Annotated in this window: 17 protein-coding genes; 7 read left to right on the top strand and 10 right to left on the bottom strand. The window is 63.5% G+C overall.

What is annotated here, in order from left to right:
* Positions 1-19: 19 nt before the first annotated feature.
* Genes MCUHO_RS06575 through MCUHO_RS06590 form a run of 4 tightly spaced genes read right to left on the bottom strand, consistent with a single transcriptional unit; the run spans position 20 to position 3,235 of the window.
* The gene (locus MCUHO_RS06575) at positions 20-1,216 is read right to left on the bottom strand and encodes a radical SAM/SPASM domain-containing protein (protein ID WP_067075497.1); all 1,197 of its coding nucleotides are present in this window, start codon (positions 1,214-1,216) and stop codon (positions 20-22) included.
* Positions 1,213-1,710: a siroheme decarboxylase subunit beta gene (gene ahbB, locus MCUHO_RS06580; RefSeq protein WP_235808191.1), complete on the bottom strand. Its 498-nt coding sequence runs from the start codon at positions 1,708-1,710 to the stop codon at positions 1,213-1,215. Before ahbB ends, MCUHO_RS06575 begins: the two co-directional genes overlap by 4 nt.
* A complete protein-coding gene (gene ahbA / locus MCUHO_RS06585; protein ID WP_067075503.1) occupies positions 1,691-2,185 on the bottom strand; it encodes a siroheme decarboxylase subunit alpha in 495 nt (164 codons plus the stop codon). Before ahbA ends, ahbB begins: the two co-directional genes overlap by 20 nt.
* On the bottom strand, positions 2,186-3,235 hold the full coding sequence (locus MCUHO_RS06590; protein WP_067075506.1) for a radical SAM/SPASM domain-containing protein: 1,050 nt from the start codon (positions 3,233-3,235) through the stop codon (positions 2,186-2,188).
* Positions 3,236-3,439: 204 nt separating this feature from the next.
* Here MCUHO_RS06590 and MCUHO_RS06595 point away from each other — a divergent pair, with 204 nt between their 5' ends.
* On the top strand, positions 3,440-4,705 hold the full coding sequence (locus tag MCUHO_RS06595) for an APC family permease (protein WP_067075509.1): 1,266 nt from the start codon (positions 3,440-3,442) through the stop codon (positions 4,703-4,705).
* 13 nt (positions 4,706-4,718) lie between these two features.
* Here the strand turns inward: MCUHO_RS06595 and MCUHO_RS06600 are convergent, their stop codons facing one another.
* Positions 4,719-5,030: a J domain-containing protein gene (locus tag MCUHO_RS06600; RefSeq protein WP_067075512.1), complete on the bottom strand. Its 312-nt coding sequence runs from the start codon at positions 5,028-5,030 to the stop codon at positions 4,719-4,721.
* A gap of 98 nt (positions 5,031-5,128) precedes the next feature.
* On the opposite strand from MCUHO_RS06600, the gene MCUHO_RS06605 reads away from it, so the two are divergent.
* The 3 genes from MCUHO_RS06605 to MCUHO_RS06615 are packed head-to-tail and all read left to right on the top strand — an operon-like array spanning position 5,129 to position 7,222.
* Entirely contained in the window at positions 5,129-6,295 is a 1,167-nt protein-coding gene (locus MCUHO_RS06605) for an aminotransferase class V-fold PLP-dependent enzyme (protein ID WP_067075515.1), read from the top strand.
* Positions 6,267-6,638, top strand: a complete 372-nt coding sequence (locus MCUHO_RS06610; protein ID WP_067075518.1) for a hypothetical protein — start codon at positions 6,267-6,269, stop codon at positions 6,636-6,638. Before MCUHO_RS06605 ends, MCUHO_RS06610 begins: the two co-directional genes overlap by 29 nt.
* A gap of 11 nt (positions 6,639-6,649) precedes the next feature.
* Positions 6,650-7,222, top strand: coding sequence for a class I SAM-dependent methyltransferase (locus tag MCUHO_RS06615; protein ID WP_067075521.1), 573 nt, complete (start codon positions 6,650-6,652; stop codon positions 7,220-7,222).
* A gap of 25 nt (positions 7,223-7,247) precedes the next feature.
* Here MCUHO_RS06615 and MCUHO_RS06620 read toward each other — a convergent pair whose 3' ends face one another.
* A complete protein-coding gene (locus MCUHO_RS06620; protein ID WP_161485885.1) occupies positions 7,248-8,075 on the bottom strand; it encodes a class I SAM-dependent methyltransferase in 828 nt (275 codons plus the stop codon).
* Positions 8,076-8,301: 226 nt separating this feature from the next.
* The gene (locus MCUHO_RS06625; RefSeq protein WP_067075527.1) at positions 8,302-10,725 is read right to left on the bottom strand and encodes a PAS domain S-box protein; all 2,424 of its coding nucleotides are present in this window, start codon (positions 10,723-10,725) and stop codon (positions 8,302-8,304) included.
* A 420-nt stretch (positions 10,726-11,145) separates the two neighbouring features.
* On the opposite strand from MCUHO_RS06625, the gene MCUHO_RS06630 reads away from it, so the two are divergent.
* The gene (locus MCUHO_RS06630) at positions 11,146-12,222 is read left to right on the top strand and encodes an NAD(P)-dependent alcohol dehydrogenase (protein ID WP_328585627.1); all 1,077 of its coding nucleotides are present in this window, start codon (positions 11,146-11,148) and stop codon (positions 12,220-12,222) included.
* A 50-nt stretch (positions 12,223-12,272) separates the two neighbouring features.
* Here MCUHO_RS06630 and MCUHO_RS06635 read toward each other — a convergent pair whose 3' ends face one another.
* Complete coding sequence (locus tag MCUHO_RS06635) at positions 12,273-12,794, bottom strand: deoxycytidylate deaminase (RefSeq protein ID WP_067075530.1); 522 nt, start codon at positions 12,792-12,794, stop codon at positions 12,273-12,275.
* A gap of 123 nt (positions 12,795-12,917) precedes the next feature.
* Positions 12,918-13,745 carry a hypothetical protein gene (locus tag MCUHO_RS06640; RefSeq protein WP_067075533.1) on the bottom strand — a complete coding sequence of 276 codons (828 nt, stop codon included), beginning with the start codon at positions 13,743-13,745 and terminating at the stop codon, positions 12,918-12,920.
* Between the two features lie 159 nt (positions 13,746-13,904).
* Here MCUHO_RS06640 and MCUHO_RS06645 point away from each other — a divergent pair, with 159 nt between their 5' ends.
* Positions 13,905-14,777, top strand: coding sequence for an alpha/beta fold hydrolase (locus MCUHO_RS06645; protein ID WP_067075537.1), 873 nt, complete (start codon positions 13,905-13,907; stop codon positions 14,775-14,777).
* Positions 14,778-14,794: 17 nt separating this feature from the next.
* On the opposite strand, the gene MCUHO_RS06650 is transcribed toward MCUHO_RS06645, so the two are convergent.
* Positions 14,795-15,988, bottom strand: a complete 1,194-nt coding sequence (locus MCUHO_RS06650; RefSeq protein ID WP_067075540.1) for a M24 family metallopeptidase — start codon at positions 15,986-15,988, stop codon at positions 14,795-14,797.
* Positions 15,989-16,216: 228 nt separating this feature from the next.
* On the opposite strand from MCUHO_RS06650, the gene MCUHO_RS06655 reads away from it, so the two are divergent.
* The gene (locus MCUHO_RS06655) at positions 16,217-16,879 is read left to right on the top strand and encodes a class I SAM-dependent methyltransferase (RefSeq protein WP_235808192.1); all 663 of its coding nucleotides are present in this window, start codon (positions 16,217-16,219) and stop codon (positions 16,877-16,879) included.
* Positions 16,880-16,903 lie beyond the last annotated feature (24 nt).

The raw sequence follows: 16,903 nt of genomic DNA on the forward strand, positions 1-16,903 counted from the left end.
GAGGATCGGCCCTCCCCGGTTACGCCCCTTCCCGTGGCTCCTCGCGGCGGATGGGGCAGAGCGGGTCTTCGGCCCAGAGGTCGCCGGTATCGGCAAACGCCCGGATCCTGCACCCGCCGCCGCAACGGTCGCGGTAGGAGCATCGCCCGCAGGAGCCCCCGACCAGATCCTTCTTTCTCCGGAAGTCGGCGAGGATCCGGTTCTCCGGGTCGTTCCAGATAGTGCTGAACGGTTTCTCCCGGATGCTCCCGACCTTGAGTCTGTCCATCTGGGCGAACTGGCAGGGGTAGACGGCACCGGAGGGATCGATGTTTGCGATGCGGTCTCCCGCGCTGCACCCGACGCCGGCGTGTGCAAGAAGGGTGCACATACTCTCGTATGCGGAAGGATCGTCCTTATCCAGCCTCTCGAGGAGGTATACGGTGTCCTGGGGTGCGTCGACCGTGAGGAACTCCATGGCCGCCGGGTCTACCTCGCGTGCCTTCTCGATGAGCAGGTCAAGGAGGCCGGCAATCTCCCGGGATCGAAGTTGCCGGGCGTCATACCCCTCCCCTCCCCGGCCGCTCGGGACCAGCCAGTAGACGCAGAACCGTTCCGCCCCGGTGTCCAGGGAGAGGTCGATGAGGGCGCAGATCTCGGCGTAGTTCTCCCGCGTCGCCGTCACCCGGACGCCGCACTTCAGCCCGGCGGATCTGCAGTTATCGAGCGCTGAGACAGCCTTATCAAAGCTCCCCGGGACGTTTCGCATACCGTCATGCGTCTCGGCGGTCGCCCCGTCGAGCGAGACGCCTGCGTACTCCACCCCCGCGTCGCGGAGCCGCCGTGCAACGACCGGCGTGATCAGCGTGCCGTTGGTGCTCAGGGCGGTGGTGAGGCCACTCTCCTTCGCGTGCCCGGCGAGTTCCCAGAAGTCCTCCCGGACGAGCGGCTCGCCGCCGGAGAAGAGCAGAAGGGGAACCCGCATCTCTGCAAGGTCGTCGATAAGAGCGAGCCCCTCCTCCGTCGTCAGTTCGTCCTCCCGCCCCCGCCCCGGCCCTGCCCGGATGTAGCAGTGGGAGCAGAGGAGGTTGCACCGGTTCGTGATGTTCCAGAAGACGACCGGCCGGCGGAGTTCGGAGAACGCGAGCATGCCGCTCGGTCTCTTTTCGGCCGCACGGTGCCGGATTACCTCGCTGACCGTGCCGGTCGCGTGGATGTATCTCGTGATCCGGTTCATTGCAGACGCCTTTCCTCTTCTACTGGCCCGATCCGGCCGCTCGGCTGCTGCTTGAACTCCTCGGTGCTGACGAGAACCCGGTGGTCGGCGGCACCGGCCGCCCGGGAGAGGGCCGTGACCCTGCGGTGCAGGTCATCGCGGTCGCGGCAGTGGAGCACGGTGTAGAGGTTGTACTCCCAGCGACCGGGGATGGTGCGGCGCTCGTAGCAGTGGGTCACGTCGGGGCTCTCCGCCATCGCGGCTCCGATCCCGGCGATGCGATCCGGAGGAACGCGCCAGACCACCATGGCGTTCGCCATGAGTTCGGCTTTCCGGGGGTTGATCCTCGTCCCGAACCGGCGGACGACGCCGGCTTCAACGAGCCTTCCCAGCCGGGCGACGACCTCCTCCTCGCTGATCCGAAGCCTTCTCGCCGCACGGAGAAACGGCCTCTCCTCAAACCCGATACCGTCCTGTGTCAATATGAGTAGTTCTTTATCGACCCTGTCCATCATCGTCTTCCTCCGCTAAAAACCGGAACCGGACGTCGAGTTTGAACCTCCGCACCATGGGAAGGTTCAGGACGTCCCCGGGAGGGATCGTCGACCGCCGCACGATCTCCTCGAGTATCCTCTGGAGTTCCTCTTCGCCCGCAGCGGCGACGGTAAACCAGAGGTTGTAATCGTCGTCGCGGCGGTAGTTGTGGGAGACGCCGTCGTACCCGTTCACGATTGCCGCGACCTCGTGCATCCGCTTTTCCGGCACCCGCATCGCGACGAGCGTGGAAGAGCGAATCCCGAGACTTCCGGGTTCCAGGATCGGCGCGATATGCCTGATCACCCCCCGGCGGGAGAGACCGGCCAGCCGCGCCATCACCTCCAGTTCCGGCATCCCGAGCGCTTCGCCGATGACCCGGTACGGCCGGGGATCGAGAGGAAAGTCGTCCTGCACCTGCTGGAGGAGCGCCCGGTCGAGCGGGTCGAGGCGCACTCACCGCACCCCCGGTTCGTAGAGGCACCAGGGGTCTTCTGCGAGGCAGTCGCCGGTACCCGAACCCCCTTTCGCGATCCCGTATGCCCGGGCGCGGCACCCCCCGCAGGCAGAACGGTACTCGCACGCACCGCATTTGCCCTTCAGCCCCTCGCCGGAGCGGAGGGCCGCAAAGACCTCCGACCCGTTCCAGATCTCGGCGAACGGAGTTCTCCGGATATTCCCGAGACCCAGCGGGAGGTAGGGGCAGGGGGTGACCTCGCCCGTCGGGTCTATCCTGCAGTAGCGGATGCCGGCAATGCATCCCCGTTCTCCTTCGGCTACGGGAAGCCCCATCCCGGCCGCGATCCGCACGTACTGCGGGGCGCACGTCGGGCGGATAGAGAGACCCCTATCTGCTCTCAGCCGGAGGATTCGGCGTATCAGGGACTCATACATCTCCGGGGAGATGTCGACGACCTCCTTCCCCCTCCCCGTGGGGACGAGGAAGAAGAACTGAAAGTCGCGCACCCCGAGGCTCTCCCCGAATTCCGCGATCCCCTCCAGGTCGCGGTGGTTCTGCAGGGTCACCGTCGTGTGCACCTGAACGGGAATACCGGCATCCCTGCAGGCCTCGATGCCCGCGACGGCACGCTCCCAGGCACCCGTCACCCCTCTGAACCGGTCGTGAACCCCTGGATCCGCCGAGTCGAGACTTATCGCCGCTTTCCGGATACCCGCCCCGGCGAGCCGCACCGCGGCGCGGTCGTCGATCAGGGTTCCATTCGTCCCGATAGCCATGCGAAGCCCCCGCTGCGTCCCGTATTCGGCGATCTCGAAGAGATCGTCCCGCAGCAGGGGTTCTCCCCCGCTGAGGATCAGCACCGGGGAACCTGCCTGTTTGACCTGGTCGATGAGCATCTTTGCTTCACCAGTGGAGAGTTCAAGAGCCCCTCCCCCGTCCCCGGCATCCATGTAGCAGTGGGCGCACCGCAGGTTGCACCGGTAGGTGACGTTCCATGATATGAGGGTGGGTCCGCTCTTCGCGCCGTCTCCGTTCCTGTTCCGCATCAACCGATCACCAGTCTCGTATGCTCCCCCGAAGAGAGGAGTGGGTATACCCGGACAACCCTATATCAAAGTATCGCAGATCCCGGCAAAATGAAGGACGTTCTGGGTATCCCGCCCGTGGCGGCACCTTTCCCTTTCCTCCCTGCGTTCGTTCTCGCCGGAACGGTTAACTATCCCGCCGGTCGTCGTGAGCGTGGAGGGCGTATGGCAGCGACCCCTCGCGGTGGAATCCGGCCGAGCAGGCTCTCGCGAAGGTTGACTACGGGGGACGCCGTCTTCATCGGGCTCGGCTCCATGATCGGGGCGGGCATCTTCACGGCTCTTGCACCGGCGGCGGCCGCGGCCGGGGCCGGGCTGCTTCTCGGCCTTGCGATTGCGGCCGCTGTTGCCTACTGCAACGCCTCCTCGTCCGCAGAGCTCGCCCGCCTCTACCCGGCATCGGGCGGCACCTACGTCTACGCGCGAGAACGGTTGGGCGAGTTCTGGGCCTGGGTTGCGGGCTGGGGTTTTGTGGTCGGGAAACTCGCCAGTTGCGCTGCCGTCGCACTCACCTTCGGCTACTACCTGGCCCCGGAGTATGCACGGCTCCTTGCCGCGGGGGCGGTGATCGCGTTCATGGTACTGAACTACCACGGGATCGAGAAGACCGCCCGTGCGACGAAGGTCATCGTCGTGGTGGTTCTGCTCTCTCTTGCCGCGGTTGTTGCCCTTCTCTTCGTCGGCGAGCCGGATATCGACAACATAAGCCCGATCGTTGGGCCGAACGGCCTCTACGGGATTCTCCAGTCGGCGGGGATCTGGTTCTTCGCGTTTGCGGGGTATTCGAGGATCGCCACCCTGGCAGAAGAGGTCAGAGATCCGGAGACGGCCATCCCCCGGGCTATCGTGCTCGGCCTCGGTATCACGCTCCTCGTCTACGTTGCCGTCGTCGTCTCGGCGCTCCTCCTCGTCGGGCCTGCCCTGCTCGCGGAGTCCAGCGCCCCCCTGGTGACGGCGCTCGCCGGGGCGGGCCTTAGCCGGTGGCAGTGGATCGTCAGGGTCGGTTCGACCTTCGCGACGCTCGGGGTGCTCCTCTCCCTGATGACGGGCATCAGCCGGATGCTCTTTGCCATGGCGGCGGACCGAAGGATGCCCTCGGTTCTCGCCCGGGTTCACCCGGTGCACAGGGTTCCGCACCTCGCCGAACTGGCGGTCGGCATCATCCTGGTCGCGGTGGTGCTGCTCGGGGACCTTCGCACGGCGATAGGGTTCAGTTCCTTCACCGTGCTGCTGTACTACGCGGTCACGAACCTCTCCGCATACACCCTGACGGAGCGGGAGAGGCTGTACGGGAGACACCTCGCGGTTCTCGGTCTTTTTGGCTGTCTCGTGCTCGCGTTCACCCTGCCGGCCGCGGCCGTCGGTGTCGGGAGCGCGGTCATGCTGGCGGGCATACCGATCTATCTCGCACAGAAACGGCGCGGTTCATGACGGGGGCGGGGCGTCAGCCCCAGATCGGGTCGTCGCCGAACCGGTTCATCCAGTAGTCGGCGGGGTTCTGCTCCAGGTCTCGTTCAAGGTCTTCTATCCTGAACGAGACGGGACGGTTCATGCAGTAATCGACCAGGAGGTCGTAGGCCGCCTTCAGGCGTATCGTCATCTCGTGCGACTCCGCCGGGTCTCTCTGCGACACGTCCGGGTGCCACTCCTTGATCCGCTCCGAGTAGCGGGCGCGGATCTCACTCAGGCTGGCCCGGTCACGGATGCCGAGCAGTTCTGCCGCCTCCCTCAGCCGCCCGGCGGTTATTGTGGCCATCGAAGATGTGTATGCGGTGCCTGCAGGATAAGTGTTGTGAACTGCCCGGAGCGATCTCTTTTTGGCCGCAGAGGACAGAACCATTCAAACCGAGTCTTATGGCTGAGAATCCGCCGATCATCTACATGAACAACGCCGCCACGACCTGGCCGAAACCCCCGGAGGTGCTCGAGGCCGTCGGGCAGTCCCTCGCCCTCCCGGTCTTCGGGTCGGGAAGAACCACCGGGAGCCAGGGCGAGGACTACATAACGCTGGCCCGGGAGGCGCTCGCGGGCTTTCTTGCCGCAGACCCGCCGGAGCACGTGGTCTTCACCCAGAACGCGACCGACTCCCTGAACATCCTCATCCAGGGTTTTCTCGCCAAAGAGAGAGGGTGCCACGTCATCACGACAGAACTCGACCACAACTCGGTTCTGCGACCGCTTCACGAACTCGAGCGGCAGGGCCGTATCCGCCTGACCGTCCTTCCCTTCGAGAACGGTTCCGTTCGCCCAGATGCCGTCGAAGCGGCCATCACGCCCGATACCCGGCTGATGGTCACGGCCCACGGGAGCAACGTGCTCGGCTCCGTGCAGGACGTCGCCGGCATCGGCGAGATCCTCCATGATCGCGGGGTCTACTTCATCGTCGACGGGGCACAGACCGCCGGCCACATCCCCGTCGATCTTGGAAACCTCCCGGTCGACGCCTACGTCTTCACCGGACATAAGGGCCTTCTCGGGATTCCCGGCACCGGGGGGTTCTACCTGCGCGACCCGGACTCGATCGCTCCCACACGCTACGGGGGAACCGGGACGGACTCCTTCTCGCTCTTCCAGCCCCGGGAGATGCCGGAGCGGTTCGAGGCCGGAACACATAACTACCCCGGTCTTGCGGGGCTCGCTGCCGGGGTGAACTACATCGCCTCGATCGGAGTCGAGGCCATCGCAGAGAAGGCGGAGCGCCAGACGGCGTTTATTATCAGGGAGTTGAAAGAAGAGCCGAACGTCACGGTCTACAACGAGTCGCCCGCTCTCCCCATCGTCTCCTTCAACATCCGGGGGCTGGAGAACGACGACGTTGGGTTCATCCTCGCCCGTGCCTACGGGATCGTCGCCCGCACGGGGCTGCACTGTGCGCCCCTCGTGCATCGGGCGATCGACGGCGGGAGAGGCTCCGTGCGGCTCAGCCTCTCCTGGTTCACCACGGACGAAGAGTGCCGGACAGCCGCAGAGGCGATAAAGGAGATTGCGAGAAATGCGGATTCGTCGCTCGATTCGCCATAAATCCTGTGCCGACGGCTCGTTCATGAAGGAGTTCCTCCTGAGCGAACCGGTACCGGCGGGGTTCTTCTCCTACCTGGAGGACTTCGGGGAGGTTGAGGCGCTCCCGAAGATCGGCGAGGGGTTCTACAAGTTCGAGAAGACCGACTGGTTCTCCATCAAAGGGCTTGCCGGGGACACCACCGTCGAGGTCAGGTTCAAGAAAGAGGTCATGGACCTGACGATAGACTTCCTCTACCTCCTCTTCTCCTCCTACCGGGAAGGGCCGTTGGATCTTAGGATGCTGAAACAGAGGGAGCAGGCGGTCGGAAGACGGGTGAGAGAACACCTGTACGGGCCTGATTGAAGGAAGGCGCAATGCCCTGGGATGTGTTCGAGGAGTTCGCAGAGGATTACGATCGCTGGTTCGAGGAGCACCGCACCGTGTACCACGCGGAACTCGCCAGGATCCGGCGTCTCCTCCCCCGTCCCGACGGTCGTGCCGTCGAGGTGGGTGTCGGGTCGGGGCGGTTTGCCGCGCCGCTCGGCATCGCGCTCGGGATCGAGCCCTCGCTCGCCCTCGGCCGGATGGCGCGGCGGCGAGGGATCGAGGTGATCCGCGGGCGGGCGGAGTCGATCCCGATCAGGGACGGGTCGTGTTCGTCCGCTCTCATGGTGACGGTCATCTGTTTCCTGGACGACCCAGTCCCGGCATTTCATGAGGTTCACCGGATCCTCGCCCCCCGGGGAACGCTCGTCCTCGGGTTCCTCGAGCGGGATGGAGAGGTTGCCAGAAAGTACCTGCACGAGAGAGATAAACATCGGTTCCTCTCCCGTGCCCGGTTCTACTCGATTGACGAGATCCTCGAATCCCTCCGGCGCGCCGGGTTTTGCGTGGCGGAGATAGAGTCCGGGGCCGGGTTCTCGGTCATTGCCGCAGAAAGGAGTTAGGGAGAGGTCTCTTCCCTGAAGGTCGTTATCGGGTATTGCCGTTCTCCGGTTTCCGGAAGCAGAAGAAGCGGTGGCTGCAGGAGATGATGTCGCGATCGTCCAGGAAGTGCATCATCCGTGCAGTCAGGTTCTCGCTCGTGATGCTTGCAGAGATTATGGAGGGAGCTAACCGCGATAGCAGATCCGGCATGCCCCGGCGCTTTAGGGTGTCGCGGACGAAGGCATACGGCCAGTAAAGAGGGGATGCGCTCGAGACTCCGCTCTCCTTCATCACCATACCGCATCCCTCGAAGAGCGTTCGATACTGCTCCGATTCCCGGTATGCCGCGGCTCCGCTGAATTCACCCTCATGCTCCTTGAAGACCGGTTGTCTCCGTGCGATCTTCTCGATGAACGTGACATGCCCCCCGGGCCGGACCACACGGCAGATCTCTTTGACGGTGCGTGCAAGTTCGTCGTCGTCGGTGATGTACCGGAGAACCCAGACGGCATTGACGAGGTCGAACGTGCTGTTCTCAAAGGGGAGCGGCAGTTTCCTGACGGTGTGGTGCTCGACGTTCTGGATGCCCGCCGCATCCGCCTCCTGCCGCGCCGTCTCCACCATCTTCGGCGAGATGTCCACCCCGACGACGTGGTGCACCTGCCGGGCGAACCAGAGCGTCCACCGGCCGACGCCGCACCCGTAATCGAGCACCGTAAAGCTCGGCTCCAGCGCGACCGCTCTTGAGATGAGGCGTTTCTGGCTGCCGTCGATATAGGTGTTGTTCAGATCGTCGACGCCGATCACTGCCCTGAGCGGGTGGTGGATATGCCGGCTAGTTACCTCATCCCACGCATCGCGTTGATTCTTCAACTCCTGCGTGAACTCACCTCTGTGAGGTTCCCTCTGAATGAGATCAAATATTTAAAAGGTTCGTAATGGTGGCACAATGGGCTGTCGTACGGACTTCCGGCGCCTGTTTGTCGCCATCGGGGATGGTGCTGTGGAGAAGAAGGATCCCGGGGGGTCGGCACATGCCTTCGCCCGTTACTAGGACACCCCTCGCAGGATTGGTGCCGCTCGACGGGCCGCCTTCTTCTCACGCCTTCTTCAGGGTAAACCGAAACGCCGCCCCTTCCTCCGGTCGGCCCGGAACCCTGTCCTCGGCCCAGACCTGTCCTCCGTAGCGCGCGATGAGGATCTGCACCAGGTAGAGGCCGAGTCCTTCGCCGACGCCCCGCTTTTGCTGCTGGTACCGATGGAAGATGGCCTCCTTCTCCTCATCCGGCACACCCGGGCCGGTATCCTCGACCGTCACCAGCACCTCGCCGTCCTTCTCTTCAACCCGGATCGCGACCCCGACCCCGAGACCGCCGTGCTTCATGGCATTGCCGAGGAGGTTGTTGAAGACCACGGGGAGCAGGTCGTCTGCGAGAACCTGATGGTGAGCCCCGGTATAGCGGATGGCGCTGGTGGGGAAGTTCTCGATCGCTCCCCGGATAGCCCCGTCGAGATCCGTCTGTCCGGGTTCCGGTGAAGCCTGGCAGATCCGGCGGATGGTTGAGACGGTGCCCAGGATCTCGATACTCTTGTTGATGCTCCGCTTGAGTTTCTCCACGTATTCGGCGGCTTCGCCGTCGAGCGTCTCGAGCAGCAGATCGGTGTAGAGCTTGGAGACGTTCTCGGTGTTGCCGATATCGTGGGTGAGGATGTCCAGGTAGAGGTTCGTCTCCCGGTTCGCGGCTTCCAGATCGCCGTGAAGCCGGGTGAGTTCATCGGTATGACGTACGAGCGCTTCTTGTGCACGTTTACGCTCGGTGACATCCGTGAGGATGGCAATGGTACCGACGATAACACCGCTGCTGTCGCGGATAGGAGCTGCCGACGTGTCCACCCAGAGCGGTTCCCGGTTCAGGCGGGTAACCATCACTTCTTCACCCTGTACGGTCTCTCCGTGCAACGCCCGGTAGAAGGGGGTCGCCTCCAGCGGCAGCGGCGTCCCATCCGGACGGAGAACCCCAAAAATCTCCCGGCGTTCCTCGAAATGGGTTGGATCGAGAGATGCCGGCGCCCTGTCGATCATCTTACGCACCGCTTCGTTCACCCGGACGATGGTTCCGTTGGCATCGTAGATGATGACGCCCGACGCGATCGCCGCAAGAGTAGCATCCAGTTCGGTGGCTCTCAGATGCTCCCGTTCCATGACGGCATGGAGTTTCGCCTCAGCCTGCTTGCGCTCGGTGATATCCCGGAAGACGACCATGATAGAGGGCCTGCCCCGATAGAGTATGGGGGTGGCCGTGATGTCGACCTGAATCGTCCGGCCGTCGAAGGTTCTGAGTTCCTGTTCGGCGAATGGGGTAAATGTACCTTCCTGTTCCATCCGGCGGATATGCCCGGCGATACGCTCGCGGTATTCGGGGGAGACGAAGAGATCCAGCGGTTTGCCCACGATGTCTTCGGGACCCCTCCCGCCCCCAATCCGGACACAGGCAGGATTCACATAGACGATGATGCCGTCCCGGTGTACGACCACGGCATCCGGCATGAGCTCGACGAGGGAACGGTACCGCTCCTCGCTCTCCCGGAGGGCATCCTCCATCTGCTTTCTCCCGGTGATGTCCCGCATGATCACCTGGACGGCGGGGGTGCCGGCAATGGAGGTCATGACTCCTTTCCCCTCCACCCAGAAGGGGGTTCCATCCAGCCGGAGGAGCTGGAGCTGGGTGGTTGGCGAAGGTTCGCCCTGGAGATCCATCGTAGCGTTCGCCTGGGTGCGGTCGCGGAAGTCGGGATGAACGATCTCGAGGAAGTTTCTGCCGAGGATCTCATCCGGACTGGATGCGCCGAGAAGGTTCACCCCGGTTGGATTGATGTAGAGGATCTTCTCACTGTCGTGAATGAGGACGATGTCGAGAGCGGTCTCCACGAGGGTTCGGTACTTGGCCTCGCTCTCCCGCAGGGCTTCTTCCGCCTGCTTCTGCTCGGTGATGTCGGTGAAACTCTCGAGGACATGTGTTACCCGGCCGGATGCATCTTTCACCGGCTGGGCAACGATATTCATCCAGCGCCCACGGCGCAAAACGCACTTCTCTACTCTCGTAACCTCGCCCGTTGCAAAGACGCGCTGTGCTGCACAGACTTCGCACGGTTCGTCCAGACTTTCGAAGTAGCGGTAACACTTCTGGCCGACGGGCTCCTGTTCGGGAAGTATGTCACGGGCCTCCTGGTTGACCCAGGCGATTGTCATATCCGGGTCGACAAGGGACTGCCCCGTGTCGAGTGCGGAGAGGATGGCGCCTACTCTATCTTTCTCTTTGCGCAGTTCCTCCTCGTCTCTCCTGCGTTCGGTATCGGCCAGCCTGAGTTCTGCATTCTCCCGGCGGAGGGCGTCAATCTCTGCCTGGAGTTTCCTGATCCGCTCATCGGCGAGCCTCTCGGCCTTTGAAGGGATCTCCTGTGAAATCTCATCCCGGCCTGCAGGATCAGACTTCCTTGGTTGAACTTCCGGGGGCGGCGGCATCTGGTGTGGGCTCCTGGTAAAAGGCAGGTACAGTGAATTACCCATATATAGTAATAACGGTAGCGCTACCGGGCTACGCAGGAGTTCCTGGAGTGCGGGGGTAAAAAAAGCAGTTCTCTATTAATTGGGTTCTGATCATTGCGATATCGCTTTATACTGAAGTACATGCGAGATGATGAAGCGGGCTGGTGAATGGCCGGCGGATTCTCTCGCTTCCGGTTGCATCGGGAGATCTGTCTGCCCGCTGCGAGAACCGGTCATCATCCAGTCTCCTTCCCGAACGGCCTGTATCGTCATCGGCATGACGTCTGCGCGATGCTCCCGCCCTTTTCCGGTTCTGCGCGATCGCCGGAAGGTCGGCGGTGACCCCGGTGTTTTTATAGGATCTCCCCCTCTGACCCCGGTCAGAAGAAGGGGTAGATGATGAAAGGCCTGGCAATGCTCAGGATCGGAGAGATCGGATGGATAGAGAAGGAGAAGCCGGCGTATGGCCCGAGAGACGCCGTCGTCAGACCGCTGGCGCTCGCTCCGTGCACGTCCGATGTCCACACCGTCTGGGAGGGAGCGATCGGCGAGAGGCACAACCTCATCCTGGGGCACGAGGCGCTCGGGATCGTCGACGAAGTCGGGAGCGAGGTTCGGGACTTCAAGCCCGGCGATCGGGTCATCGTACCGGCGATCACTCCCGACTGGGAGACGGAAGCCGCACAGCGCGGGTATCCCTCGCAGACCGGCGGACCCCTCGGGGGCTGGAAGTTTTCGAACTTCAAGGACGGTGTCTTCGGCGAGTTCTTCCACGTAAATCTGGCGGACTACAACCTCGCGCACCTGCCGGAGGGCATGCCTCTCGAGGCGGGGGTCATGCTCCCGGACATGCTCAGTACCGGGTTTATGGGTGCGGAGAACGCTCAGATCGAGTTCGGGTCCACGGTGGCCGTCCTCGGTATCGGGCCGGTCGGGCTCTCCGCCATCGCCGGTGCGAAACTCCGGGGCGCCGGGAGGATCTTCGCCGTCGGCACGAGGCCTGCCGCTGTTAAGGTGGCGAAGGAGTACGGCGCTACGGACATCATCAACTACAAGGAGGGAGACACCGCGGAGCAGATCCGGAACAAAACAGGCGGATATGGTGTCGATGCCGTGATCGTCGCCGGCGGCGGGCCTGAGGTGATGATAGATGCCGTAAACGCGGCCAGACCCGGATCGGTGATCTCGAACATCAACTACTTTGGTTCGGGTATCGGCGATCAGGACATCATCCCGCTTCCCCGGATCACCTGGGGGTTCGGGATGGCGGATAAGAACATCATGACCGGGCTCTGTCCCGGCGGAAGGGTGAGGATGGAGAGACTGGCCGAGGTGGTGATGCACGGACGCATGGACCCGTCGCTCATGGCGACGCACGTCTTCAAGGGTTTCGATAAGCTGGAAGAGGCTCTCCTCCTGATGAAGGAGAAGCCGAAAGACCTGATCAAGCCTGTCGTTCTCGTGGAGCCGTAGGAGCCCGGGTATGTCGGCCGGCAAGGCGGTTTCGTTCCGCCGTGCGCACGCTACTTCCCCGAGACCTTCGCGATCACGCGATCCAGGTGCTGCCGGTAGAGCTCCTGCGGGTCGAGTTCCCCGAGCCCGTCCGGAGTCCTGACCATCACCCTGTCGATGCCGGCGTTCACCAGCATCTTCGAGCACATCAGGCAGGGGGGGTCGTAGGAAGGCGCTCCCGTCAGGCGCTCGAACCCGGCCAGGTACATCGTGCAACCGGCTGCGGCCCGTCCCGCCTGCAGGAGCGCGTTCATCTCCGCGTGCACCGAGCGGCAGAACTCGTAGCGTTCGCCGGAGGGGATGTTGTACTGCTTCCTTATGCAGGTGTTCAACTCATCGCAATGGGCCTCCCCCCGCGGCGCACCGTTGTGCCCGGTGGAGACGATCTCTCCCGCCGAGTTGACCACGACCGCACCGTAGCACCGCCGGATGCAGGTCGACCGCCGGGCGGTCTCGACCGCGATATTCATGTACCATTCGGTTCGCGAGGCCCGGGGCGGTACGGGTGGTGCATCGGTATGCCGATCCGTCATGGCCGTCCCTCCGGCAGTGGGTTCCGGCCGCTCAGGTTTTTGCTCATGATAGATCTTCCACGGTGCGGGATTAAAAAGAGGTGTTTTTGTGCTCCCCCGGGATAGCCTGCGATCGGTGGAGCGTCAGTACACGCCCTCGCCCGTCACGAGGACGCCCTTAACCAGGTAGGTGCCGTTGCACGGGCCCGTGAACTCGTGGCGCACCTGCTCGTGGTATGAGTTAAACTGCCAGCCCATGACCCACCACTCGTTTCTCCCCTGAAGGTCGGCCGAGATGGTGAGGACGTTATCGTCGGCGGCCTCGAACGAGAAGATGAACGGCACCTCGACGACGTACCCGGACGATCCCGGGCTCAGATGATCGTCGGAGCCGGTGAGGTTGCCGACGATCCGGTAGGGCGCAAGCAGGGGTTCCGTCCCGATCGGCATTCGGGTCTCGATCTCGCGGCCGGGATCGGCGTCGTGCAGGTGGAGTTCCCTGTCGACGAGCACCGGTGTCTCCTCCGAGTATCGGTCGGAGTAGATCTGGGTCGGCTTCGGGAGTTCCGACTCGTTCTGCCCCGGCATGATTGGAATCGGCGTGATGCGGTTCTTGTAGATGGGGTCTATCCGGTCGGCCGAGATATTCAGCATGGGAACGCCGTCGACGTTCTCGATCTTTACCGATATATCGCTGTCGAAGTTGCGAAGACTCGCCCGGGAGAGATTGATCGGGGTGACGTTCGTTCCGGTTGCCGGGTCGTAACGGGAAGGAAGAGGGATCAGGAGAACCGCGTCCTCGATCGGCCCCGACGTCGAGACCTTCAGCTCGTAGTGATACGTCGACCTGAAACTCTCGGACGCGGACTGGCCGAGATTTGCCGCGATCAGCGCGACAATTACGAGCAGAACCGCTGCGAGGATGCCTGCTGCGATGAGCAGGTTCCTGAGCGTCTTTGCGTGGTTTCCCATCGATCAGATCAGGGGACTGGCGGTATTATAGGTATCCATTTTCAGGCGCCCGTCTCTCGATCCCGGCCGCCGGACTTCTCCCCGGTTCGGACGAACGGTCCGGGCCACAATCTTTTATAGTACGGTGGGTTCCGGAAGCCCATAACAAGGAGGTATTTCATGTCGTATCTCACCGTCGGTAAGGAAAATACGGGCACCATCGACCTCTATTACGAAGATCACGGTGCCGGGAGACCGGTCGTCCTGATCCACGGCTGGCCGCTATCGAGCAAATCCTGGGAGAAGCAGGTGCCGGCGCTGCTCGATGCAGGCTACCGCGTCGTCGCCTACGACCGCAGGGGGTTTGGGAACTCCGCGAAACCGACCTTCGGCTACGATTACGACACCCTGGCCGAAGACCTGCACAGGATCGTGACCGAACTCGATCTCGTCGACGCCACGCTCGTCGGGTTCTCGATGGGCGGCGGGGAGGTCGCCCGCTATCTCGGTACCTACGGGAGCGAGCGGGTGGAGCGGGCGGTCTTCATATCCGCGATCCCGCCGTTCCTCTTGAAGACGGACGACAATCCCGAGGGGGTCGAGGGCAGCGTCTTTGACGGGATCATGGAGAGCATCGCCGCCGACCGTCCGGCGTTCCTCGCCGGGTTCCTCTCTGAGTTCTACAACGTCGATATTCTCGGGGGCGACCTCATCAGCGACGAGGCCGTCCGCCTCAGCTGGAACGTCGCCGCCGCCGCCTCCCCGGTGGGCACGCTCGACTGTGTCCCGGCGTGGCTGACTGACTTCCGGGACGACCTTAAAAGCATCGACGTGCCGGTTCTCGTCATCCACGGCGATACGGACCGGATCGTGCCCTTCGCCGCATCGGGAAAGCGCACCGGCGAGATGGCCAAAGAGAGCCGCCTGGTGGTAGTCGAGGGCGGCCCGCACGGGATCATCTGGACGCACGCGGAGCGGGTCAACCGGGCGTTGCTGGACTTCCTCGGGCAGGAGATTCTGGAGGCGGAGCCGTTCGCCGCAAATCCTACGTAGAGAAGTGGAGGCTCCTCTCAGTATACCGGGATCATCCCGGGATTCGTCCCGGTTATGCACCGGCCGCCCCCGCGGCCGACCACGAAGGTGTTCTCGATCCCGACCATCCCGACACCCGCGATCCCCTTCTTGGGCTCGAGGGCGATCACCATCCCCTCTTCGAGCGGCTCGTCGAAACCGCGGGCGATCACCGGCATCTCGTCCACCTGCAGGCCGACGCCGTGGCCCAGGAACTGCACCCGCCGCTCGCCGAACCCCATGAAGTTCTCGAGGAACCCGGGTTCCAGGCCGTCGAGTATCGTCGCGTAGACCTCCGAGGGTGCTATCCCCGGCCGCAGCATCGAGGCTGCTTTGTTCTGGACGTCCACGCACCGGCGATGCGCTTCGATCGCCTCTTCGGGGAGCGGTCGCCCGAACATGTACGTCATCGTCTTGTCGGTGTGGTAGCCCTGCACCCCGCACGCGCAGTCGACGAAGACCAGATCCCCGGTTCCGAGCTTCCGGTCGTGGCTGCCGAGCACCGGTGCGCCGGGAGCCGCTCCGAGGCACCCCCCCGGCCCGTCGAAACCGGTCGGGTAGATGGAACTCTCTCCAAAGCCGAGCTGCCCGAGGATCATCTCCGTCCCGAACATCCCGAATCGGGCAATCCCATGATGCCCTTCCCGTACCAGGTGCGAGAAGACCTCGCCCCCGAGTTCCGCCTCGCTCATCCCTTCGCGAAGCATCGCGGGAACAGCGTCTTCGAGCACGTGGCGGTGAATCCTCCCGGCCTCCTCCAGGATCGCGAGTTCGTAAGCGCTTTTGACCGACCTGACCTTCGCCGCCTGTGCATCGAGCGATCGTGTCTCGCGGATCGGGAAGTGCTTCCGGAACCGTTCGAGCAGCGCGAGGGGTACCATCTCCGTCTCCACGTGAACCGTCCCTGGAGTTGCCCCCATCACGGCTGCCGCATCGCGGAAACTCTTCATCGGCCGGATATCGGGGAAGTGCGACTCGTCAAGCGCCCTCTCAAGGCTCCGGCGCACCCAGAGCACGCCCTCGCCGTCGCGGGGGATGAGGAGAACCCCGTCCTGCATCGTCCCGGTGAGGTAGAACTGGTTCGTCCGCCCGAATATCGCGGCGAGCTCCCAGGAGGGGTTCTCGGCATCCATGCGGAGCCGGAACCGTTCCATGCGGTTCCGGAGTTCTGAGGCGGGGGTCTTACGCTCCATACGCATGAGTGGGCGGCGATCGTATTTAGCTCTGGCGGGGCAACCCCGCGTATGCCCCGGGTTCGGCACGGGCGGTTTCCCGCGACGATCAGGAGCAATTCCGACCACCTGGGTTATAGAGCCGCACAGTGCATTACTATCATGGAACCCCCCTTTATTTTTACGATGCACGAGGGCCTGCCCCGCCAGGGGCCGGGGAGCAACGAGTGTACGAGGAAGGCTTTCTCGATGCTGGCCGATCTCCCCGCCCGGCCGGAGATCCTGGATATCGGGTGCGGGGCCGGGATGCAGACGGTTGAACTGGCCCGAACCTGCCCCGGCTGCCGTATCACCGCCACCGACGTCCACCAGCCCTACCTCGACGACCTCGCCCGGAGCGCGGCATCGGCCGGGGTGGGCGATCGGATCACCACTCTCCGGGCCTCGATGGACGCCCTCCCGTTTGAGGACGCATCGTTCGACGTCCTCTGGGTGGAGGGCTCGATCTTCATCATAGGCTTCCGGGAGGGCCTTACCTCGTGGAAGAGGCTTCTCCGGCCGGGCGGCTACCTCTGCCTCACCGAGGCCGCCTGGTTCGTCGAAGACCCCTCGCCGGAGGCGGCAGAGTTCTGGAACGACTGCTACCCGGCGATAAAAACGGTCGCGGCAAACCGCGTTATCGCCGAAGACGCCGGCTACGAGGTCGTCGCGACCTTCCCGCTTCCGGCATCCGCGTGGTGGGACGACTACTATACGCCGATGAGCAAACGGCTCGCCGACCTGCGGCCGAAAGTCGCAGGCAATCCCGAAGCGGAGGCTCTCATCGAGTTCGAGGAGCGTGAGATCGCCGTCCACCGGGAGCACGGCAGCGAGTACGGCTACGAGTTCTTCATTCTGCAAAAGAAGGGGTGATCCGCCTGGTCCGGAAGGCAGTTC

Source organism: Methanoculleus horonobensis (assembly GCF_001602375.1).
Classification (GTDB): domain Archaea; phylum Halobacteriota; class Methanomicrobia; order Methanomicrobiales; family Methanoculleaceae; genus Methanoculleus; species Methanoculleus horonobensis.